The following is a 24,823-nucleotide window of genomic DNA, read 5'->3' on the forward strand; positions in this document are numbered from 1 at the left end:
TTGGTGGGTTTGATTTATTTGATCGGTGCCGACATTGATGGTGGCGCGTCTTCCTGCCTGCTGCCCCAGGCCATGTTTGGCTTAGGCCCCATCACCAGCACCAATGAGCCGCCGTTCACTACATCCTGGTGGTAAACCCATGGCTTGTTAAGCGGCTTACCATTAAAGGTGGCCGATTGCACATAACGGTTAACATCCGAAGTATTTTTAGCTTCGATGGTGAAGGTTTTGCCTTTATAGTAATGATTATCAAGTGTGATGGTCACCTTATTGAATAACGGACTGCCGATCTCGTAGAATGGCTTTGTAGACGCGCCGCCATCGGTCTCGAAAAAGCCCATAGCTGCCATCACGAACCACGATCCCATCTGGCCTTCGTCCTCGTCGCCCAGCCAGCCGTGGTACGGTGTCGAACCATAATATTTGTTCATGATCTCGCGCGTCCATTTTTGCGTCAACCATGGCTTGCCCGAGTAGTTGAACAACCAGGCGGCCTGCATATTAGGTTGGTTGCCGTGGTTTATCGGTACCAGGTCGTACATATCGCCATCGGCGTTAAAGCTAAATTTTGATGATTTTACAAAGCCGGCATCCAGGCGGTTATTAAACTCGTCCTTACCCATCAGGTTAATGATACCCTGCACATCATGTGGTTTAAAGAAGCTGTATTGCCAGGCATTACCTTCCAAATAACCCGGGCCGCCGAATGCTGTACAGCAATAAGGATTCCAATCCTTCACCCAACTGCCATCCCGGTTTTTCATGCGGATGTATTTTACTGATGGGTCCCACACATTCTTAAAGTTATCGGCGCGTTTCATAAACATCTCATAAGCGTCGGTCTTGCCCAATGCTTTAGCAAATTGCGCCACGCACCAGTCGTCGTAAGCATATTCAAGCGTGTTAGATACCTGGCCTTCTTCGTTCGGCACATAGCCCAGTTTCATGTACGATTCGTAAAACTTATTGCCCGCAAAGCCGCCCTCGGGGGTTTTGATACCCGGCGTGGTCTGCTGGTGCATCATCGCTTCAAAAGCCAGGTTAGCATCAAAATCGCGGATGCCTTTTTGGTAGCAACTGGTAATCAGCGCTATCTCATGTTCGGCCTCCATAATGCCCGAATACTCGATACCGGCCGGGCCTTTAGGCAGCCAGCCACCGTATTTATAGATCTCCAGGAACGAGCGTGTCCATTTACTGGCAATATCTGGGTTTACCAATGTCCACAACTGGTTCAGGTTCCAAAACGTATTCCAAAACGCGTCCGAACCTAATATTGGCGTATTCGGGTCGCTTTGGCGTTCCTTTTCATTAGGATCTATCCATTTACCGTTCACATCACTCCAAATGGTACGCGCCACGTAAGATCGGTACAGGTTGCTGTAAAATTTCTTTTTATTTACCTCGGTGCTGCCTTCAACCTTTATTTTGCTCAAGAGGTTGTTCCACACATTGCGGGCATTGTTGTGCACCGCAGCAAAGCTCCATTTAAACGGATCCATTTCTGTCTTCAGGTTCAGGCGGGCATCCTCGATACTCACCAGCGATATGGCGCTTTGCATTTGGATCACATCGCCCTTTTTGGCGTTGAAATCAACATAAGCGCCCATCTTGCCCTTGCCGGCTATTTCCTTAACATCCTTGGTGATCTTGTTGCCTATCCAGCCGCCAAAGCCTTCTACCTTACGGTCAAAACGGACCACAAAGTGTACAGTATATTCCTGCCAGCCCCATTTTTGCTTGGAGTAGCCCTCAATTTCGGTATCGCTTACCTTAGTGAACTTTGCATCTAATATCTCGGCGGTATTTTCAAAAGGCACATCAAGGTTCATCAATATATGCGCTTCCTCATCGGTAGGATAACTGAAGCGGAAGAAACCCGCGCGGGTAGTGCTGGTCAGTTCGGTAGTGATATCACCGTTCATCAGCTTTACCGCGTAATAACCCGGACTAGCCTTTTCGGTCTCTTTATATATCCTTGAACGGTAGCCGGTCGTCCAGCCCGTAGTTGGGTTATCAGCCGAGCCGCGTTTTATATTCAGTACCCCCACCGTTGGCATTACCGAAAGGCCGGCCATGGTCCACGAGTGGATATGGCTGAAGCCGCCGATGTTGTTCAGCGAGTATTCGTAGCCCGATTTCCAAACGCCCTCCTGGTTATCGGGCGCAAGCTGCACCATCCCGAATGGCATTGTGGCGCCCGGGTTCAGCATCCAGCGCGATTCGGACGTGCCCAACAACGGGTCGGCATAATCTACCGGCTGCTTTTTTTGCTGAGCGCTGCCCATCAGCGTGGCACAAATGAGGCCGGGAACAAGTAAAGATCTTTTTATGAACGGTATCATCTCTGGTTGGTTAGTTTAATGGTTTAATAAATGCCTTGATCACTTTGGCGCGCGAGGCACCGGTATTGGTCAGCGTAAATTCCTTCGCCCCGGCCGGTATTACAAAGGTTTCGGCGTAGGCATAATCTACAGTGGTTCCGTCGGCGGTTTTCACTTTTACCGATTCGCCTTCCACCAGCATCATCACCTGGCAAGACCCATTGGTAGGCAGGGTGATTTCGGTATCAAACTCTACGCGCTCCACATCGTAAAAATGCTCGGCATGGGTAGGTACGTGGATGATCTGCCAATCGCTACCCTGTTTAATGCAGGTTTGTTTGGATATCAGTTCGTCAACCACCTTTTGGCCCTTGCGGTCAAATTTCAGGTTATTAAAGGCATGGTCGATATTGATGGCGCGCGGTTCGCCGTTCAGGTCAAGACGCAGCCAATCGTACATTTTAAAGGTAAAGATGTAGGGCGTAGCGCTGATCTCCAATACCAGATTCCCCTTACCGGCGCTGTGCACGGTACCGTTAGGGATCAGGAACAGATCGTGCTTATTGGCATCGAAGGATTGCACATATTTGGTGATCTCCACCTCCTCGCGCTTATCGCGGCTGTTCTCTAATACTTTTTTAAATTCTACCGGGTCGATATCCTCCTGGAAACCTAAATAAACGTTAGCGCCCCCGGCGCGTTCCAGGATATAATAAGTTTCGTCCTGCGTAATGGTTTCGCCAAAATGCTCTTGTATATAAGGAACGGATGGGTGGCATTGGATAGACAGGTTACCGCCGTCGATAGTATCCAAAAAATCGAAGCGGATAGGGAATTCGTAACCAAACCGCTTTGATGAATCCCCTAAAACCGCGTCGTGTTCAGTAAACATCAGCATATCAAACGATACTTCCAGCAGGTTGCCATCGCTTTCAAGCACCAGTCCGTTCTCAGGTACGATCAGTTCAAACGACCAGGCATAATTTACCTCGTCTTTATTAATACCCTCAATATTCTGGCGCATCCAGTGCCCCCCCCAGGCACCTGGCTCGAACCAGGGCCTTACACGGAACACCGAGGTACTTAGATGATGTAGGGCCGATTTCAAATCGACGGCAGTCATCCAGTTCAGGCTACCCTTCCATTGCGCATCGCCAATGATGGCCGCTTTATTAAGGATGTTCTTTTTATGTTCGTTCAGCAGTACCCAATCTACAAAGTAGAAGCGCTTGTACATCTCGGCCGGACTTTCAGATACATTATTGCCCAAATTGGTAATAACACCTGCACGCATACGCAATTGCAACTCGTTTTTTGGCAGATCGAGATAGATCAGTTGCGCATCATCGGTCATTAAAGCCGCGCCGACGCCAAGTATAATGGTGATATCGCTTCTTGTATCATCTATAGCGCCGCTATCAAAATTATAGAAATCAGACAGTTGCAGCTGACATTTTGTTCCCCATACCGAGTTTTGCGTTCCTAAATAAGGGGATACTAATTCCTGTACAGCTTCCGGCGATTTTAAATGATCAGCAGTTTGGATCCAGTTAACGCTTAGGTTTTGTTTGTTAAACTCTTCGTCCAGGCAATGCTTCACATCATCCCAAAACACGCCAACATACCCGTCAATCGCTACAAATTTCTGCCCTGCTATCCATTTAGCCAGCGATGGGTATCCGTTATGTATCTTCCCTGTTCCCACCGGGTGATAAGGAAAAACATCGTACCCCTCGGGCCGCTCTGCCGGTGCCGTTGCGGGCATCAGTGGCTGCATTCCCGTTCTCCACCTGGTTTTAGCTTTATTGTTTGATATGTTTAAGTCTATTTCCATAGATAAAGTAAATTATACATGTATGGTTGCAAAGCGCCCGTTTGTTTTAGTCCGATTGTCTTCACCTTTATATATACATGCATAAATTTATGCCCGGCAAATAAGCGTTACGCTTAAATTGTGATACAAGGTTATTCAAATTTCTACAATTGGATTGATGAAAGGGTAGCTATTTTTGAGTGATTAATATGTACAAACATATAAACATGTATATAATTAACAAAATATTTTTTTAAATTTGTTTTTATATTGTATGCCGGTTAGCAACCACATGTATACAAACCATAAAATGCGACCGGGAGATAATGTAAAATCCTGTCGCAGCGAACCAAAACGTAAATGAAATTCTCCATCAACCACAAAAGCCCGGTACCCCTGCACATACAAGCAGAGGAACTTGTACGTAATATTATTAAAGACCCGCAGTATGCCGATGGCAAGTTTTTGCCTAACGAGGTTGACCTGGCCAAGCAACTGGCCATATCGCGCACCACGCTGCGCCAGGCGCTTAATAAACTGGTTTACGAGGGCCTGCTGATCCGCAAGAAAGGGATCGGCACCAAGGTAGCCGGGGCTTCAGTAAGTTCAAAATCAAACAATTGGTTGAGCTTTTCGCAGGAGATGCAGGCAAGGGGCATCCCTATCCGCAACTTCGAACTGCACATTAGTTGGGTAACGCCCGATGAGCAGGTGGCTAACTTCTTCGAGATCAGCAATACTAAAAAGGTGCTTAAACTGGAGCGCCTGCGTGGCCGGTTAGAAGGTCCATTTGTATACTTTGTATCCTATTTCCACCCGCGTGTAGGCCTTACAGGCGACGAAGATTTTAAACGCCCGCTGTACGAGGTCTTGGAAAAGGATTACTCGGTGATTGCCAACCTTTCTAAGGAAGAGATCAGCGCCAAGGCGGCAGACAAACTGATAGCCGGCAAACTAGAGATAGAACCTAATGAACCGGTGTTGTTCCGCAAAAGGTTTGTGTACGACCAGGGCGACCGCCCCATCGAATTTAACCTGGGCTACTACCGGGCTGATAGCTTTGTTTACACCATAGAAAGCAGAAGGGAGTAGCAATGCCACTCCCCCTGCAACCAATTATTAAACCAAACAATTACTTCTTCTTTAAAAAGGACTCTTCCTCGTCTTTGTATTTTACCTGCAAGGCTTTTAGATGCGCCTTCAACTCAACGATAGTTGACTGATATTGCGCATCGTTATACACATTCTTCATTTCATACGGATCCTTTTGAAGATCGTATAGTTCCCAGGCATCCAACGGGTTATAAAAATGCATCAGCGCGTAGCGCCTGGTGCGGATGCCGTAGTGGGCGGTGAGGTTAAACGACAATTCGTAATAATGATAATAGATCTCATCTCGCCATTTTTTCACCAATGGTTGTTTGGTCAGCAATGGCTTCATCGATTCCCCCTGCATATCATCGGGTGGTTTAATGCCGGCCAAATCTAACATCGTCGGCGCCAGGTCGAGGTTTAATACAAACTGATTCAGCTTGTTACCGGGCTTTACCGTACCGGGATATCGGATCATCATGGGCGTGCGGAACGATTCCTCGTACATAAAGCGCTTATCGTACAGGCCATGCTCGCCGAGGTAAAAGCCCTGGTCGGATGTGTAGATCACGATGGTATTTTGGGCCAAGCCAGTCTTGTCAAGATATTTCAAAACGCGGCCTACATTATCATCCAACGACATGATGCAGCGCAGGTAATCCTCCAAATAGCGCTGGTATTGAAAGCGTGTTATTTCATCCTTAGTATGCAACTTTTTAAATTTTTCGTATTCCTTTTGATAAGCGGCATCCCATATTTTACGCTCGGTCGGGTTCAGGCCGACCAGCTCCTTTTCGTATTCGCCAGGCGCCCATTCGTTTATCTTGGTAACCGGGCAGGTATCGCAGGGGATCTTGGTATCGTAGCGGATATCCAAATCGTTTTTCATGGTGATGCTTTGCCGCTGCAATGCAGGTTTATTGGCATAATCATCATAAAAGCTATAAGGCAGCGGGAATTTCACATTGCTGAATTTATCCAAATACTTCAACGGCGGCATGGCGTTGCGGTGCGGGGCCTTGTGGTGCAACATCAGGAAGAAAGGTTTGCCCTTTTGCTCCCCTATCCAGTTGATAGCCATATCGGTGATGATATCGGTTACGTAACCTTTATACACGGTATCCTTCCCGTTCTTAAAAAAATGCGGACTATAGTAATGCCCCTGGTCGGGCAGGATATTCCAGTAATCGAAACCTGTGGGCTGACTGAACAGGTGCCACTTCCCTACTATGGCTGTGTTATAGCCATACTGCTTAAATATCTTGGGCAGGGTTTGCTGCGCGCCGTTAAAATAAGTACCATTATCCTTCATACCATTCAAATGGGAGTATTTACCGGTAAGGATAACCGCCCTACTGGGGCTACATACAGAATTGGTAACGTAGGCGCTCTGCATCAAAGCCCCCTCCTTAGCTATACGATCGATATTTGGCGTTTTGATCAGCCTTGAACCATAAGCCCCCAAGGCCTGGTACGCATGATCATCGGCCATAATGAAAATAATATTGGGGCGAGTCTGCTTTTTAGGTAACCCTTGCTGTGCAAATCCGTTTAAACAGCATACACAGGTGGCAAAACACATCAAAAACGCACGTAAGTTCATCGATAAAACACTTGGTTATGCAAGTATAGTAAAATAATGTATATACATTATAACATAAATTTTATTTAACCTTAATGTTCAGCACATATACGCTTTGTTATTTTGCAAAGTTTAAAATATCAATCAGCTAAATAACAGTAAATTATGCATGCCTAATCTCAAAACTTTCCATTAATCATCTTGCCTGCTCATTTGTCGGTAATGTCTGCATCTTAATATACTTATTATATACATAGTTGCTGCTTGCCAAATTTATTTTCAAAAAAACTTGGATTACTAAAATTATTTATATGTTTGTACATTATAACATATAAACCTCACGATCATCATATTATTAGCAGTGCCGGCGATAAGTGATTTAACCAAACGATGATCGTACCAATACATTAACTGATACAACAACAACCTCCCTGGAGCCAAACCTGATCAGGTGCCCCGGGATACTTGTTTTATTTCAGACACAAATGGTAATGCTGCCGGTCAGCCTGCCCTATATCTGCAAACGGAAAACTAAAATTGAAACTAATGATAGACCATTACCCATTTATCGGCACCCAAAAAACCAACAGGATACGCCGTTGCGGCCGCGACCCCAACGATGTTTAACACCAACCCCATTTAATCGCACATAAATTATAACCCATTAACATGATTTAGTTCTACTTATTATGAAACCAGTTTCACAAGATCACTCCACAAAGGCATGGCAAACTACTTCCAAAGCCCCGCATTTGTGCCCGCCGGAATTTACAGGACGGCCCTATGCCCTGCCTTTAAACCGGTTTAAGCAATCACTAATACTGGCCATGAGTTTTGTGGTAGCCTTGCTGCTGTCGGCAAGTGTTTACGCGCAAAATTCGCGCAGCATCCGTGGCACCGTTACCGACGAGAAGGATGTAGCTATGCCCGGCGTTAGCGTAACTATAAAAGGCACCACCACCGGCACCATGACCGATGCCAGCGGCCGTTTCACCATCAACGCGGCTACCGGCCAAACACTGGTGATATCGATGGTGGGCTATACGCCTTTCCAGGTAGTTGTTAGCAACCAAACTATGGTTAATGCTAAACTATCGCCAACAGCTTCCTCATTAAACGAGGTGGTTGTGGTTGGTTACGGACAGCAAACAAAAGCTTCGGTAACCAGCGCGATATCATCTGTAAGCAACGCCGATATTGTTACCACCAAAAACGAGAACATTATGAACTCGCTGGCTGGTAAAGTGCCTGGCTTGCGTGTTGTGCAAAACACCGGCGAACCCGGCGCTTTTGCCAACAACTTCGATATCCGTGGCTTCGGTTCGCCACTGATCGTTATCGATGGTATCCCCCGCCCCGATATCGCCCGTGTTGACCCGAACGACGTGGAAAGTATCTCGGTATTAAAAGATGCATCGGCCGCGGTGTACGGGGTACGAGCCGCTAACGGTGTAATATTAATTACCACTAAAAAAGGTAAAATGGGCGCGCCTGAATTAACCTATACCGGTTTTTATGGCTTACAAAGCCCTATAAACTTTGGGAAAGCCACAAACGCGCAAGATTACATGGTGCTTTTTAACGAGCAACAGGTACACAACAGGGGCGGCAACGGTATCAGAGGTAACCGTCAGTTTACCGACGCGCAAATAGCCGAATATGTAAACGGCACCAAACAAAGCACCGATTGGGTAGACGCGGTTATGAGGCCAAACGTGCCCGAACAACAGCACAACCTGAGTGCCAGTGGTGGTACCGACAAAACAAGCTACTACATCAGTGGTGGGTATACCGGCCAGGATGGTATTTTAAGATCGGGCGACCTGACTTATAACAAGTACAATTTCCGATCTAACCTGAGCACCAAAATTGCCAACAACTTAAAGTTCGATCTGAACCTTTCGGGTACGATGGAGAGAACGGTGCGCCCTAATCCAACCAACGGTACTTATTGGGTGATCCGCAGCGCCTGGTATACCCTGCCTACAGCCCCGCTGTATGCCAACAATACCCCGCCTTATTACTATGCTGTGCCTAACCCGCCGTTGCAGGCCGTAGCGCAATCAGAAATAGATGCCAGCGGCTATTATAATGTAAACAATAAGTGGTTCCAGAGCGCGGCTAACCTTACATATGATGTGCCTTTTGTTAAAGGTTTAAGCTTAAAAGGATTATACAGCTTTGATTTTGTGCTAAACGATAACAAGTACTATTACAAAGCCTACAACGAGTACGATTACGACACCACTACCGGTGCCTACGTTGTAAAAAACACACAGGGCAGCCCAAGCACGCTGCGCCGGGAGATGTACGAGTACCCAACCTCGCTGGGCCAGTTTTGGTTAAGCTATTCGCGTAGTTTTAATAATACGCACAATGTTTCGGGATCGTTAATTTACGAAGAAAGCACCCGCAGCGGCGATAACTTTTTCGCCCAGCGCGAACTGACCTTACAGGTAGATCAGCTTTTCGCGGGTAACAGCACCAACCAGCAGGGCAACATGAGCCAAAGCCAAAGCAATGCCTTTACCTATAAAACCGCTGCCTACATTGGTAACTTTACTTACGATTTCAAATCGCGCTATTTTGCCAAATTCGCGTTCAGGTACGATGGTTCATCGCGTTTTGCCGCCGAAAGACAATGGGGCTTTTTCCCCGATGCGGAGGCCGGCTGGCGCCTTTCTGAAGAACCTTTCTTCAAAGCCATTAAGCCGTTATCATTCATCACCAACCTAAAATTCCGTGGATCGTACGGTATCCTGGGTGATGACTCAGCATCCAGCTACCAATTTCTTACCGGTTATAACTATCCGTTCTCGGGCAATGCCATGCTACAGCCGGGCGGCTCGGTATTTGGCAGCACTTTTGTAAGTGCACTGCAAAGCAAAGGTATAGCTAACCCGGGCATAACCTGGTATAAAGCCAAAACATTTGACATTGGTGCCGATTTTGAAGCATGGAGCGGCAAATTAGGTATCACCTTCGATTACTTCAGGCGCGATCGCAGCGGTTTGCTGGCCAACCAGTTAAACTCGCTGGCTGATGTGGTGGGTGCAAGCTTACCTCAGCAAAACTTAAATTCCGACCGTACCGAAGGTTTCGATTTTGATATCAGCACCCGTAACCACATCGGCGCGTTTGGATACAACCTTAAAGGCACCATGGGTTTTGCCCGCATCATGAACTTAACCTACGTTAGCGCGCAACTGGGTAACTCTTACCTTAACTGGTCTCAGCGCGATGGTAACAACTTCGGTACCGGCGCTAACCGTTATACCAATATCTATTTCGGTTTAAACCGTAACGGCCAGTTTGAAAACTACCAGGCTATTGAAAACAGCCCGTTCTTTGTGCCACGTAATACCACTGTAGGCGATTACCGCTACACCGACTGGAATGGCGACGGACAGATCAACGCTGATGACTACCATCCGTTCGCTACCGTGGGCCTACCGGTAATGACTTTTGGTTTAAACGTAGGCTTATCATATAAAAACTTCGATCTGAACGCCTTATTCCAGGGCGCGGCTATGGTTACCAGTTCGGCATTTGAACAGGCGCAGCAGCCGCTTTGGGCAGGTGGTAACGCCTTAACCAAGTTTTTAGACAGGTGGCACCCAACCGATCCGAACGCTGACCCATACAGCCCGTCTACACAATGGACGCAAGGCTATTACTCTTATACCGGCACCTACGCGGTAACCAATAGCGAGTGGAATACTTTTAACGCGTCGTACGTGCGCCTAAAAAACATTGAAGTTGGTTATAGCCTGCCTAAAAAACTGTTAGGCCATATTGGTGTAAAGGGCATAAGAGTGTTCTTTAACGGGTATAACCTGTTAACATTTACCGGGCTGAAATATACCGATCCTGAGCACCCGGAGTTTACCTCACAGTTTACACGTAGCAGTAACCAGTACGATTACGCCTATCCGCTTACAAAAACATACATTTTTGGTTTAACCGCGAAATTTTAAAGATCAAGGAAATGAAAAATAGATTATATATATTATTACTTGCGCTAATGGTGCCGTTCGCGTCGTGCAAGAAAAACCTCGACGTCCCGCCGTTGAACATTATTACCGATAAGGACGTGTTTGGCAGTGTGAGCGGTATCGACGCCTATATGTCGCGCATTTACCTGCAAATGCCTATCGAGGATTTTAAATACCAGTCAACCACCGGTTTCAAGGCATTCTTCGCGGGTTCGGCCTCGGCCAATACCGGCGAAGCCATCAGTCGCGACGTGGGTAACTCAACCGAAACCTTCAACTACTGGGCCGATGCCTACGCGCTGATCCGTGATTGTAATTATTTTATGGAGACCCTACCTACCTATGCCGGCAATTTCAGTGCCGTACAGGTGGCTAACTGGCAGGGCGAAGCCCGTTATATCCGCGCGGTTACCTACTTCGCGCTGGTAAAACGATATGGCGGTGTACCACTGGTGGATAAGGTTTTAACCAAACCCGGCGAAACCATCGACGATATTGTTGCTGAAATAGAACAATTCAAGATCCCCCGTTCGTCTGAGCAAGCCGGTTATGATTTTATAGGCACCGATCTTGATTTTGCCTACACCAATTTGCCTGCAACCAATGTAAAAGGCCGCGCTACTAAATATGCTGCCGCAGCCTTAAAATCGCGGGTGATGCTTTACGCTGGCACCATCGCTAAATATAATACCATCAACCTTACCGGCGGCGGCGCGCAGGTATGCGGTATCCCGGCAACAAAGGCTAACGATTACTTTAAAGCTGCTTATGATGCGGCTACTTTGTTAGACGGTAAATTCTCGTTGTATAAAACCTTATGGTCTGCTACAGATAAAGCAGCCCAGGCCAATAACTTCGCGCAACTGTTTTTAGATGTTAACAGTGCCGAAAATATCTTCGTACGCCAATACAAATATCCCGATGCCGACCACTGGTACGATAACAACCAGATCCCCCACCAAATGTGGAACGGCACCTATTCGGCCGAGACCTGCCCTACCCTTGACTTTGTGGAGATGTACGAGGGCCTGCCGACCAATCCCAACGGCACATTCCAATCGTTGGATGCCGCCGGCCATTATATTATGTATACCAACCCCGGCGATCCCTTCGCTAATATCGAACCGCGCGCTAAAGGCACCATCCTGTTCCCCGGCGACGCGTTTAAAGGCCAGATCATTGATTTGCGCCGTGGTATTTATACCGGCAGCACAACCGCTGGTTTAAACAAATTGGTTCCGGCTACCGGCCCAGCTCAATATCCTGCGGCTCCGCTTATTCTTTCTTCGGCTACCGATGTACCTGCTCCGGTTGATATCGGCGGCGGCAAAACAATGAACCCGGCCGGATCAAGTGGTTATTTTACCAGTACCGGTACCGCGGGTTGTATCTCCGGTTTCACCATCCGCAAATACTTAGACCCGACCAAAGCTACTACCGACCTGGCCAACAACCGTTCGGACCAGGCTTGGATAGAGTTACGTTATGCCGAAGTATTGCTTAACCGTGCCGAAGCCGCCATTGAGTTATTTACCGCGGGCCAGGGCGCTAATTATCAAACCCAGGCTTTAGCCGATATCAATGCCATTCGCGATCGTGCTGGCGCTACCTTAGCTACTACCGCTACTTTAAACATTGCCGCCGTGCGCAAGGAAAGAAGAAAAGAACTGGCGTTTGAAAACAAAACCTGGTTCGATCTGCGCAGATGGCGCATTGCCGATACCGAAATGAATAACCGTTACTGGCGCATACTTAACCAATTTTATGTAAAGGATGCCGCTAAATATATTTATGACGACAGGCAGGACGAGCGCAACACGCTGTACACCTTCGACCCAAGATGGTATTACGAGGCTATCCCAGGCGCGGTTATCAGCAAAAGCCCTAACATAGTTCAAAACCCCGGATATTAAAATATAAAGCGATGAAACGATTAATAAATACGATAGCATTGGGCCTGGCTATAATTGCCGCAAGCTCGTGTACCAAGGTAGATAACTATGCCGGTCCCGATCAGACCCTGCAGGGAACTGTAACCGACAGCGGCACCGGCCTGCCCATACAAGGCGAAATTGGCGATGGCGCCAACAGCACCCGCATTAAGTTGCTGGAAAGCAGCTGGAGTGCCAATCCTACCGCGCAATATTTGGGCGTACACCAGGATGGTACTTATATCAATACCAAAATATTTAAAGCTACCTATAAAATGACTGCCGAAGGCCCTTTTGTACCGATGGTGCAAACCACACCGGCTGTAGATCAAACCCAAACTGTGAATGTTGACGGCGGTACCACTACGGTAAATTTTAGCGTAGAGCCCTTACTGCGTTTAGCCTGGGTTGGCCAGCCGGTAATTAATGCCGATGGTACGCTTTCGGTACAGGTTAAGGTAACGCGCGGCACCGCTAACGCCCTGTTTCAGCAGGCTGTAACCGAGATCTGGTTGTTTGTTAACTCGAGCCAGTATGTGGGCAATAATATTAACGATGCAGCCAAAACCGGCAAATACACCGGCGATCTTAACGCTGCCGTAGCCAATGGCACCACCATTACCCTAACCACAGGTAACGGTGTATTACCAGCAGGTGTATTATCAACTGCACGTGATTATTACATCCGTGTTGGCGCCCGCACCAGTTACAACTTAAAGCAATACAACTATACCGACGTAAGGAAGGTTGTTGTTCCGTAATTTATAAAACGCAAATAAAAAGAGGCCGTCTCATAAGTCAATTATGAGGCGGTTTTTTCGTTGATGCCGATTTAGATGAGTTATTAGGAAAGCGGGACTGTATCAGCCTGCTTTCGATTTTTTTGAGTTGGTTCAGGTGTTTTTATCGGATAAAAAGCCTTTTTTATCAGGCTTTCCACTTTCTGAGGTTATGTGCGATGGATAATAACCCTATTTCGACCTCGGTTTTGGACATTCCCTTCAGCAGGAATCGCCTGAAGCCGTGATTATGCTTCAGGTTGGCGAACACCGGTTCGACATCTGCGGGCCGTCGCTTTCGGTATTTGATGCCCTGTTCGGTATTCAATCTTTCTTTCGCTATCTGCTTGTGTATTCTAAGGCTGTGGTTGATCTCCACCACGCGGTTACCGGCTGCTTGGTGACAAACGCCCCGCATGGGGCAGTTTTCACAATTCTGCGCCTGATAGCGGCTGATCAGTTGCACATAGCCGGATGTGGTGACCCGCTGCCCGGTGCCGATATGCTGCATGTGTTGTCCCATCGGACATACCAGGTAATCTTCCTGTTCATTATAGTGCAAACTGTCATTACCGAATGCTTTGATGCCTTTATTTTGTTCCTGGTCGAACGTGTTGTATTTGATATAAGCTTCAATGCCTTTTTGCTGTAATACGCCATAGTTCTCGTCCGAACCGTAGCCCGCATCGGCCACTACCGCTTTTGGAAGTGCATGATATAAAGTTTCGTATTGTTCGATGTGTGATGGAAGGGTCTGGTAATCGGTTGTGGTTTGGTGCAGGCTATAGTTCAAGATGAACTGCTCCTGGGTGGAGATCTGCAGATTGTATCCGGGTTTAAGCTGCCCGTTCAGCATAGGGTCTTCTTTCATCCGCATGAAGGTGGCACCCGGGTCGGTCTTCGAAAAGCTGTTGCGACCGCCTAACAGCTTTTCCTGCTCGTCATACCGGGCCAGGTTCTCCGGCCAGTGCTTTTTGGCATAGTTCAGCTTCTGCCTTACTTTCTTATCGACATCTTCCTTATCGTCCAGGGCGGCGTTGATCTTTGAGATCGTTTCTTTTACTTTTTCCGGGTTGATCTCGCTGTATTCCAGCGGTGCGGTGTCTTTAAGTTCTTCGGCAGCGATGGTTTGCGCATAACTCCACAGTTCATCCAATTGGGCTTTCATCTTCTCCTTGCTGTTCTTAATGCTTTTGCCCCATACAAAAGTGTACTTGTTCGCTACCGATTCGATCTTGGTACCATCGGTAAAAACAGCTTCTTTCAGCGAGACGATACCTTCCTGCTGTAATAACAATACGATCTGTGAGAAGATCTCCTTTAAAACACCCGACAGCTTCTCGCTCCGGAAACGGTTGATGGTATTGTGATCAGGCTTTTTCATGCCTAAAAGCCACATGAAATGTACATTCTGCGCGGCCTGGTCTTCCAACTTCCGTGAAGAATACGTGTTGGTCAGATAACCGTAGATCAGCAGCTTGAGCATCAGCCGCGGATGAAAGCTGGATGCCCCGCCGCCTTTATACTTGCGGTTAATCGGTTTAACATCTACCTGATCGACCACCTTCGATACAATACGTACCGGATGACCCTGCGGTACCAGTTCCTCCAGTTTATACGGTAAAAAGGTTAACTGGTCAGGATCATATTCCTTAAAGACTACTTTTCCTCCCATGCCTTTAAGTTACTGAAAATTACGCTCAAAAACAAAGAGGCTGCCTCGCTTTTGAGACAGCCTCTTGTTTTTTATTCTCTTTTCATCATTTACCTCTTTATCTATATCCTATGAGATCTGCAAAACAGGTGTTTTCCGGCACGTTATTTCTTTTATTTATTGTTATTATAAACGGCGCGATGGGTCAAACTACGGCATCATTCACCTGCAAGATCCGCCCCTGGTACAAGCATCGCAAGGATGGTAAACCCGGCCGGGAGATCACCCTGCTTTTTAAAGGTGCCAAACTAAACGGGCCGGCAACGATCAGGTTAGAATGCAATGGCATTAAAGAAGAAAACCATATTGATAATATAAGCGGCATGGACAGCCTTGCCCTGCTGTTACCTGACGGCGCCGGTGTTAAAACTGAATGCCAGGCGCGCATTGCGGTCATCACCAAAACCAACGGGCTTTATCAAACGGTAATGGTGCCCGTGCAAAGGCAGTGGACGGTGTACGTTTACCCGCATTCGCACGTGGATATCGGCTACACCAACACGCAGGAATTTGTGCGCAAACTACATATGCGCAATATTGATGTGGCTATGGATATCGCCCGCAAAACGCAGAACTACCCCGCAGGTTCCCGCTTTGTATGGAACCCCGAAGCCGATTGGGTAACCGAAAACTACCTGAAGGAAGCGTCCCCTGAAAAACGGAAGGTTTTTATAGATGCTGTAAAAAAGGGCTGGATAAGCCTTGACGGCGATTACGGCAATATCAACACCAGCACTTGCAGCGATGAGGAACTATTGCGCCTTTTCCATAGCAAGTACCAGATCGAAAAAACAACCGGCACATCCATTAAAACCATGGTGCAGATGGACGTGGCCGGCATATCCTGGGGTGTAACGCAGGCGGCTTATCAAAATGGTATCCACGGGGTGTTCCTGTATCCCAACATCGGTACGGTGCGTCGCCCCTGGGAGCACCGCCCTTTTTACTGGGTAGCGCCCAATGGGAAATCGAAAGTGTTTTTTCTACAGGCCCTGCCCTACGGTTTTGGCTATAACATCAAAGGATCTAAAATCGGTTTGGGCAAAGTGCAGGGCCATAACCCGGCATTAGACCGCATCACTACCGGTCATCCTACCGAAAATTTTATCGATCCACTGATATTTGACGAGACTGCGCAACTGGAACGCGAACGTCTCCCCTACGATATCTTTGTGCTGCCGTGGGCCTTAGCCGATAACGCCCTGATAGATGCCGACCTGCCCGATGCCGTGAAGTTATGGAACGAAAAATATGCTTATCCGAAAGTGATCATCTCTGGCTCGCAGCGCATTATGGACGATTACGAGAAACGCTATGGCAACATCCTGCCCCAAATAAAAGGCGATTACAGCGAATACTGGACCGACGGATTGGGTTCGGATGCGAGGCGCATCAGCGAATATCGCGTAGCAAAGGAAAATTTAGTACAGGTAGAGACCGCCTGGAGCATGCTCAACCCTAACCGCCCTGTCCCGCGTAAAGCCATAGATACCGCATGGCAAAACAGCCTGCTGGGTGCCGAGCACACCTGGGGCTACCAGGACCCGAAAGCAGCCTTGGCCAAACAAATAGAACAAACTAAAGCCAGATTTTTTGAGAATGCCTACAAAAGCAGCAAGGACCTGCTGAAAGCAACCTTCAACCCAATCTCCAAAATATCTACCAATAAGGTGGCTATCTTCAATACGCTATCCTGGGACAGAAGCGGCTTGATCACACTCAACCCGGAACAAAGCCAAAACGGCGACCGCGTGCTGGACGATACAGGCAAGGAGGTACCATCGCAAAAACTAAGCAACGGTCAATTGGTATTTTTAAGTAATAAGATACCGGCATTAGGTTCAAAAACGTATACCATAGCGCAAGGGGCTCCGGCTAAACTGGCGGGGAATTTAATGCATGGTAATACCATTAGCAACAACCTGATTTCGGTAGCTATTGATAGCAAAACAGGCGACATCAGCAGTTTTATTGATGAAACCACCGGTCATGAATACGTGGACAAGTCATCGGACTATAACCTGAACAGTTATCGCTATTTGTTAGGTTCGGATAGCGCGGATAAGGCGGGGAAGCCTAAGAATATCAAAATCCAGATCAAAGAAAACGGCCCGCTGGTAACATCAATACTGATCATATCCGAAGCACCGGGCGTAAACTGGCTAAACCGGGAAATACGTGTGGTAGCAGGGCAACCCTGGCTGGATATCATTAATTCGTTTGATAAGATCAGCACCCAAACCAAAGAAGGTATTCATTTCGGTTTTGCTTTTGATATACCGGATGGTACCATGCGTTTGGATATCCCATGGGGCGTAATGATCCCCGAAGCTGACCAGTTACCCGCCGGCAACCGCAGCTGGCTGAGCATACAGCACTGGGCCGATATATCCAACAGTACGAACGGCATTACCTGGACGGCCATCGAAGCGCCACTGGTGGAGATCGGCAATATGTCGGTTAACCTGCGCGGCGGCGCGCATGGTAGTCAAAATTGGTACAAGCATCTGGATAAAAGCCAAACCCTGTTCTCCTGGGTGCTCAACAATCACTGGGGTACCAATTTCCCCTTAGAACAAGGCGGCGTGATGACCATGCATTACGGCCTGCTTCCCCATGGTGCTTATGATGCCACCACAGCCAATCGTTTCGGCCTGGAACAAAACCGGCCTTTGATAGCTATTCCTGTTGATAGATCGCCAGTAGTGAATACCCCGGTCAAGATAGGCAACCCGAATGTATTTATATCTGTTTTAAAACAGAGTGATGATGGTAAAGGCATGGTACTGCGGTTACGTTCGGTATCAGGCAAAGCAGAAAAAGTAATGCTGAGCTGGCCTGATGGCAAGCCGCGTAAATTATTTAGTTGTATGGCTGATGAGAAGCCGCTGAAAGCTGCTACCGGCAATGAGGAGGTTTTGCCTTATGGGGCGCTGAGTTATTATTTTGAGAAATAAACCTACCATAACGTCATCGTGAGCGATAGCGAACGATCCCCGATCAGCAGAGCAACTCTGCACAGTTTGGGGTTCTTCGCTATCGCTACCCATGACATGTTTGTTTTTCCGCTGAAGCCTCACCCTGCCCTCTCCAGAGGAGAGGGTTCCAAAGTCTCCCCCTTTGGGGGAGATTTAGAGGGGGCTTTCATCAGCATGTCATAAAAACCATTAGAGGTCGCCGGGATTATATCGCTCAGAATGACGGTTTAGTTGCTACTTATCCTTTATCCAAACCGTACTAACCGGGTCGCGCTCTACATATTTAGGCGGTTCGTTGGGGCGGGTTGGCGGTATGGCTATATAGGTTGATTGTGGTGTAGCAGTCGTCGGTACCCGGTTAAGGCGGGCATAGTTAGGGATAGCCGTTAGCGGTGTACCGTCGCTCCAGGTGCCGTTAATGATCATTACGCCGTGCAGAAAATCGGGCTTCCATTGTACGGTCAGCGGCTTGTTGCTGATGGTTTTATCGATACTCTGCTGATCGGCCGATTCCACATTATACAGCATTGGGCCGTAGCGCAGTGCTACTTTACCGTTATCGGCGGCTATGCGGGTGTCAGCAGTAACGCGTTGCACTTCCATCGGGAGTTCCAGGTCAATGCGGTCGCCTTTTTTCCAAACGCGTCGCACAATGGCGTATCCGTTAACGATTTTTGGTGATATGGCCTTACCATTTACGCTGATCGATTTCAGGCCGTTCACCTGTGGCGTTGGGGTGTACAGCGTACTGGTGGTACGGTTTGGCACGCGTACATAAACGGTAAACTCCTTGCTTTGAACTGGATTTACAAGCATGGTTACCTTACCATTCCACGGGTAATCTGTTTTTTGGATCATCTCCACATTGGTACCGGCAATTTTATCAACTTTAATGGTGCTGCCTACAAACAGGTTTACATACAGGCCGTTATCGCCACGAACGTAGGTCCAGGTGGGCATCATTAACAGCGTGCGCGGGATATTGCCCACACAGCAAGGACATACGTGCCACTCATAACGCGCCTGTGATGTTGACAGCGCGTTGGTATACAGGAAGTTTTTGCCGGGCAGATCGAGCGAACCTAACAAGGCGTTGTACATCGTCTCTTCGTACAGATCGGCGTACCTGGCATCATGGTAGGCCAGGTTCATTTTATATTCGAAGAAGATGAGCCCGCAGCTTGAGCACGACTCACAATAAGCATCGTTACCCAGCGAGAAATTACCGCCAAATCCTTCGGATGTTTCGCCGCTGCCGATACCACCGGTGATATAGTATTTTTTGTTCACCATATTATCCCAGATAGACATTACGGCGCTTTGGTAATCCACATCCCCTGTCTCGGCAGCCACGTCAGCCATGCCCGAATAGGTATAAGTTGCCCTTACCGCGTGGCCTACGGCTTCGTATTGTTGTTGTACCGGCACATGGCTCTGATCGTACTCACTGCCTCCCTTACGGTTATCCAGCAGGAACTTGGCCAGTTTAATATAGCTATCGCCATGGCTCTTAGGCCCCTCCATATCATTCACAAAACGGCCGAAGCGAACCAGCGCCTGCTCCATTTCCTGGTGGCCATCGTACCAGTGGATCTTATCAGGCCCGATGTTAGTCACCCAGCAATCGGCCAGTTTTTTGGCGGCATTGTACAGGCGCTTATCCTTGCCTTCAGTAAGGGTATAATGGTTAATGGCCGATTCGATAAAATAACCGGCGGTGTATCCTTCGTGATTACCACGGCCCTCCGGGCTCCAGCGCTTATGCCAGCGGCTGGTATCACGCAACGTATAGGCGGTTTGCAGGTAACCATCAGGTTCCTGTGCAGCCAGGATAATGGGGATCCACCTATCCAGCGTTTTACGCATTTTTTCCTGCGCGGCAATCATTTCCTTATCGCCCTGCGGGTCAACCATCAGCGCCTCGCTCATGGCCTCGACAGTTTGATGTACCCATGCATTCGAGAATACATAACCGATGTGTTTGGCATGCGGTTCGCCACGCAGGGCTTTAGCCGCTTCAATAAAGTTATCCAAACCACCCTGACCGGTAGTCAGGTCGGTGCGCTCGCATTGATCGATGCAGAATGGAATCCAGTTAACGATCATGGCCTTGGCCCTATCGTTCCACAGTTTGCTGTCTATTTTATAGCGGCGGGTGTATACCACATCCAGTCGCCTGGCTGGCGGCGGCGTAACCACTTTTACTTTGAATAATGACGATGAACTATAAGCGCCATTCCCCGCGGTATAGCTGAGCTGGTAATCGCCGGGAGCCGAAAAAGTGGCCGAGCCATCTTTTTCCGCATCGTTACTGAACGTAACCGCGCCCGGGCCGGATACCTTTACCCATTTATTAGTTTTTAAAGGTGTTGTTGATCTCACATTAGCGTACAGGTAAGTTTTACCATTCAACATCACATCCCTATCCGGAACAGCGGCTATTACCGGCGGGTACCCATCTACGTTAGGCATTTGATATACGATCCATTCCTGCAGCGAGTTGATCTGCCTGTCGGCCGAGTCTACTTCGAGGCGTAGCTTACTGGTTTTTACCGCGTCGAAGGTGGTGGTGCTTAACTTATCGTTATCCAGCCCCAGGCCCAATGCATTGTTAACCGGCACGAAAGCCTTGCCATCCCAATATTGTATGCGGTAAGCCAGCGGCAGGCGCAGGTTTAAGTTTTGATTATGCCAGTAAAGCGCTACCTGTTTGGTTTCAATGGGTTGCTTCCACTCGTACTGTACCCATTGCTTACCCACATATTGCACCCTGCGGGGATTATTGCCAGGTGTATTACGGGTGTTGACCGGCATGCGGCCATCACTTAAACGTTCGTAATCACCATTGCCCGATGCGGTGGCTATTACCGCCAGGTTAGGCGTATTTTGCTGCGCGAAAACAGAGGTGCAGGCCGAAGCCAACAACAAGGCTAAACAAATTGCTTTTTTCATGATGATACCGGGGTGGCTAAATAGTCGGTTAATAATTAAAAGTAAAGTTAACGGAATAAATATACCACGCAATAATAAATGTATTTTTAACAGATATTTTACCGAAGCATATATCAATCGCCTACCGGGCCTATGCTATATCAAAGCAGTGTGGTTTTGTTCCAGTACTTTTTATAAAGCCGTTTAGCCTCAGCAACGGCGTCGCCCTGTGGCATTACCGGGTAATCTTTGCGTTTGTTTACCCATTGCCATTCCCAATTTTTTATCTGCTTTTCAAAAGCTGCTCTGTCCAACGGCTTTTTACCGGCTATATCTAATTCCATCGCGGTAAAAAACTGCTGCCAGCGGGGTTTATAAAAATCGTTCATCAGGCCGCTCCATTGCCTGCAGGCATATTCGTTCAGCGGGCATTCTTTATCGCCCCACAGGGTGATCAGGTCTTTGGCGTTCATTTCGTACAGGGCCTTTTCACTTTCCGTTTTTCCCCAGCTACGGGCATCGGCTACCCATTTGCCTAACAGGAAATCCTGTCGTGTAGCCAAAAGCTTGTCCATATCAGTAATCAGGTCGATAAACCCGGCGCTGTACTTTTTAAATGCTGCCATATCCTTTTGCTGATAAGCTGTTACGATCTTTCGTTGCAAAGGCAGGGCATAATTGGCCAATACCTGCCGGGTAACGTCAACCAGGTCAAAACGGTAGCCGTCGCTGTTTTGCAGGGCTGGCGCGGCGTTTATTAAGGCTTGCCAGGCGGGCAGCAGGTCTTTCGCATTGTAGTTCAGTTTGGTTTTTGCCCAGCGGGTCATACTATCTAAAGTTGGCCGGCCCTGAATGATAGATTCGGCACCATCGCGGATATACTTATCTTTTGGTACCGAATATACTGTGCGATGCAGTATCTCCCACGCCTTTAGCGCCTGCGCGTTCTTTTTACCATAACGGTTCAGCACATATTGAGGCAGCCAGGTATCTACATTTATCGGTTCATTGCGCCAGGTATTATCGGTCAGTAACTCATAAAGTACCGGGTTTTGCTCAATACCTTCCATCGTAAGGCCAATACCCTTCATTTGCCCGCTTTGCGGATGGTGCAAAGCCGCCGATGGTTCGGCAGCCACCGCATCCATCCGGCCGAACAGGTTGGTGTTGGCGCCGAAGTTGTTCAGCATGTTCCAGATCCATGGCTTGCCGTAAAAGGCACTGGTACGTTTCCATACCGGCTCTATCTCGGTAGCCAGGTCAAGGATGATCATTTTATTATCGGGCACGGCTTTCAGCAGGGCTTCGGTCTGTGCTTCTTTCCAAAACTTGCGGTCGCTATAAAACAGCCAGCCCTGCATTACCCAAACGGCGGCTGTATCGGCCTTATGCATGGCATCGTACACCCCTGCACTCAGGCGGCTTAAATAAGCAGGCTCGTCCGATGGCGGTTCATTCTCGTTAAAAGTATCAGCCGAATACAGGTGATCGGTACCCAGCAATTGCGTTTGCTTTTGCAGGAACTTTTTGCCTATCTGCGCGAACATCGGATCTTCGGCATCAAGGATATAGGTATCGGCAAAACCGTTCTTCCAGTTGGTGGTCTTTAACTTAGCATCGGGAAATTTGCTTTTAAAAGCTGCCGGTACGTGGCCGGTAAAAGCGGGCAGCACAGGTTTCATCCCCAATGCACGCTGACGGGCCAGGATCTTTTTTTGCAGTTCCATATGGCTTTGCATCCAATGCAACGGCAGCGGGCCGCCCCAGCCATCCATATTACCCATCCAAAACCACGAGAAATACGACGGCCCGGTAAAGAAACCTTTCAGATCGGCAGCGGTAAAGCCCATATCCTTATACACCAGGTACCAGGTATACTCTTCGCCGGTAATGGCCAGCGGCATGTTGATGCCGTGCAGGGCCATCCAGTCTATCTCTTTTTCCCAGCGGTTCCAATCCCACCAGCTCATGCTATAGTTAAAGGTGCAATAGTTCAGGTAGTATCGATATTGGTATGGCGTTTCCTTGCGTACCTTGCCTTTTACCTTTGGCAATACCGCGGGCAGGTTAAGGTTGGTGCCGTTCCAGGTTACCTGGCAATGAGCATATTCGGTAAGGTAATAATACAGGGCCGATGCAATGGCCACACCATCGCTGCCGCGCAGTACGATCTTATTACCGCGGCTTTCCAGTTCAAATACACCGCAGCCTTTGTTGGGGATGCTTTCTACCTCGAAGAACCGCACATGCTGTGGGATAACCCGTGCGATGAGCGCTTTTGACGATTGTACTACCGATTGTGCAGACCCGCCAAAAGCCAACAGTAGGTATATGAATGTAAGCAGGATGCTTTTTTGTTTCATAGATAAAAGTATAGGTAGCAAAATTATAATTTAAGGAACAATTTGCGGATATAAACGAAGCGCAGCAGCAGGAGTTGGATAGCTAAAACCCCCGTCCACACGATGGCATGCTGCCATGCTGCACTTAACCGGGTTATCAAACCACCCAGCAAATATTGTGCTGTAGCTTCGAAGCCGATCAGGCCGTGCACCGCAACATATATCAGGATAGAGTTGGTACCTATCCAAACCATGGGTACGCACCATTTTTGGTATCCTGCTACATCGGCCAAACCATAAAAAACGGCAAACAGCAGCAAACTCCATCCGCCTGCATATAGCACGAACGAACTTGTCCACATGGTTTTATTGATGGGGAAAACCATATCCCAGGCCAGGCCCAATAAGATCAGCATCACCGATGCCCCTGCCATTACATACATTTTTTTCATCGGCTTCAATTTAGCCGTTTCCCAACGCAGGAACCTGCCGGTGAACAAGCCAAGCATAGCCGTAGCAATAGCCGGGATGGTGGATAACAGCCCCTCGGGATCATAAACTTTACGGTGCAATTTGCCGGGCAACAGATGCTGATCGATATACGATGCCAAATTACCTTCGGGCGTTAATACGCCGGCGCCGTGACCGGGTACTATGATCATGGTCATCAGCAGCCAATATCCCGCAAGGATACACGTAAACCAGATGATCTGTCCGCGCAGCGAAGTGTTGAGGTAGATGATGGCCGCGAAAAAGCAGGCCAAACCGATACGCCCCAGTACGCTGGCAAAACGGGTTTGTTCGTAACTCTGAAATCTGAACAGGCCATTCACCACCATGCCCAGCAAGATGAGCCAAATGGTGCGCTTTACCAGTTGGGTGTATCGTTTTTTCTTAGTGGTTGCATCAGCGTGTGATGGGTTGGTACCATAAGAGAAAGCCATAGATATCCCGGAAATGAAAATAAACAGCGGGAATATCAGGTCGTAAAAAGTAAAGCCATTCCAGGGCGAGTGGTGCAGCTGGTTGCTGATACCCACCAATATCTGTTCGCCAAAGTTGAGGCGGTCATCGGTAGCGATACGCCAGTTGATTGGGTTGCGGGCCAGGCCGTATTTATCTTTTACGGTATTGGCCAAACCATGAAATATCTCTTCGCCGCTGATGATCCAAAACATATCGAACCCGCGCAGGGCATCAAGCGATGCCAATCGCGGGTTTTTCTTTGCGGGGACCTCTGGTGAAGCTACAGGTATAATACGCATGTGTAAAGCAATGTAAGTAACAAGATAGGTATATTAATAAAAACCTCCGGAGAAAGTGCTTCGTCCGGAGGTTTTTT

At 48.1% G+C, this 24,823-nt stretch carries 12 protein-coding genes; 5 read left to right on the forward strand and 7 right to left on the reverse strand.

The window, feature by feature from the left end:
* Nucleotides 1–14 precede the first annotated feature (14 nt).
* Both HQ865_RS12705 and HQ865_RS12710 read right to left on the reverse strand, forming a co-directional pair.
* A complete protein-coding gene (locus HQ865_RS12705; protein ID WP_173415254.1) occupies nt 15–2,345 on the reverse strand; it encodes a GH92 family glycosyl hydrolase in 2,331 nt (776 codons plus the stop codon).
* A 10-nt stretch (nt 2,346–2,355) separates the two neighbouring features.
* Complete coding sequence (locus HQ865_RS12710) at nt 2,356–4,158, reverse strand: class I mannose-6-phosphate isomerase (protein ID WP_173415255.1); 1,803 nt, start codon at nt 4,156–4,158, stop codon at nt 2,356–2,358.
* A 339-nt stretch (nt 4,159–4,497) separates the two neighbouring features.
* On the opposite strand from HQ865_RS12710, the gene HQ865_RS12715 reads away from it, so the two are divergent.
* Entirely contained in the window at nt 4,498–5,229 is a 732-nt protein-coding gene (locus tag HQ865_RS12715; protein ID WP_173415256.1) for a GntR family transcriptional regulator, read from the forward strand.
* Between the two features lie 40 nt (nt 5,230–5,269).
* Here the strand turns inward: HQ865_RS12715 and HQ865_RS12720 are convergent, their stop codons facing one another.
* Nucleotides 5,270–6,721, reverse strand: coding sequence for a sulfatase family protein (locus tag HQ865_RS12720; protein WP_202020475.1), 1,452 nt, complete (start codon nt 6,719–6,721; stop codon nt 5,270–5,272).
* A gap of 779 nt (nt 6,722–7,500) precedes the next feature.
* Between HQ865_RS12720 and HQ865_RS12725 the strand changes: the two genes are divergently transcribed.
* Genes HQ865_RS12725 through HQ865_RS12735 form a run of 3 tightly spaced genes read left to right on the forward strand, consistent with a single transcriptional unit; the run spans nt 7,501 to nt 13,498 of the window.
* Nucleotides 7,501–10,788 carry a SusC/RagA family TonB-linked outer membrane protein gene (locus HQ865_RS12725; protein WP_173415258.1) on the forward strand — a complete coding sequence of 1,096 codons (3,288 nt, stop codon included), beginning with the start codon at nt 7,501–7,503 and terminating at the stop codon, nt 10,786–10,788.
* A gap of 11 nt (nt 10,789–10,799) precedes the next feature.
* Nucleotides 10,800–12,719, forward strand: a complete 1,920-nt coding sequence (locus HQ865_RS12730) for a RagB/SusD family nutrient uptake outer membrane protein (protein ID WP_173415259.1) — start codon at nt 10,800–10,802, stop codon at nt 12,717–12,719.
* A gap of 11 nt (nt 12,720–12,730) precedes the next feature.
* The gene (locus HQ865_RS12735; protein ID WP_173415260.1) at nt 12,731–13,498 is read left to right on the forward strand and encodes a DUF3823 domain-containing protein; all 768 of its coding nucleotides are present in this window, start codon (nt 12,731–12,733) and stop codon (nt 13,496–13,498) included.
* A gap of 166 nt (nt 13,499–13,664) precedes the next feature.
* Here the strand turns inward: HQ865_RS12735 and HQ865_RS12740 are convergent, their stop codons facing one another.
* Nucleotides 13,665–15,191, reverse strand: coding sequence for an IS1182 family transposase (locus tag HQ865_RS12740; RefSeq protein ID WP_173414705.1), 1,527 nt, complete (start codon nt 15,189–15,191; stop codon nt 13,665–13,667).
* 110 nt (nt 15,192–15,301) lie between these two features.
* On the opposite strand from HQ865_RS12740, the gene HQ865_RS12745 reads away from it, so the two are divergent.
* Nucleotides 15,302–18,187, forward strand: a complete 2,886-nt coding sequence (locus HQ865_RS12745) for a glycoside hydrolase family 38 N-terminal domain-containing protein (RefSeq protein ID WP_173415261.1) — start codon at nt 15,302–15,304, stop codon at nt 18,185–18,187.
* A gap of 255 nt (nt 18,188–18,442) precedes the next feature.
* On the opposite strand, the gene HQ865_RS12750 is transcribed toward HQ865_RS12745, so the two are convergent.
* From HQ865_RS12750 to HQ865_RS12760, 3 genes are all read right to left on the reverse strand, one after another.
* The gene (locus tag HQ865_RS12750; protein ID WP_173415262.1) at nt 18,443–21,160 is read right to left on the reverse strand and encodes a glycoside hydrolase family 127 protein; all 2,718 of its coding nucleotides are present in this window, start codon (nt 21,158–21,160) and stop codon (nt 18,443–18,445) included.
* Nucleotides 21,161–21,300: 140 nt separating this feature from the next.
* Nucleotides 21,301–23,502: an alpha-N-acetylglucosaminidase gene (locus HQ865_RS12755; protein WP_173415263.1), complete on the reverse strand. Its 2,202-nt coding sequence runs from the start codon at nt 23,500–23,502 to the stop codon at nt 21,301–21,303.
* 23 nt (nt 23,503–23,525) lie between these two features.
* On the reverse strand, nt 23,526–24,746 hold the full coding sequence (locus HQ865_RS12760; RefSeq protein WP_173415264.1) for an acyltransferase family protein: 1,221 nt from the start codon (nt 24,744–24,746) through the stop codon (nt 23,526–23,528).
* Nucleotides 24,747–24,823 lie beyond the last annotated feature (77 nt).

Origin of the sequence: Mucilaginibacter mali, from assembly GCF_013283875.1 — a bacterium.
Taxonomy (GTDB): domain Bacteria; phylum Bacteroidota; class Bacteroidia; order Sphingobacteriales; family Sphingobacteriaceae; genus Mucilaginibacter; species Mucilaginibacter mali.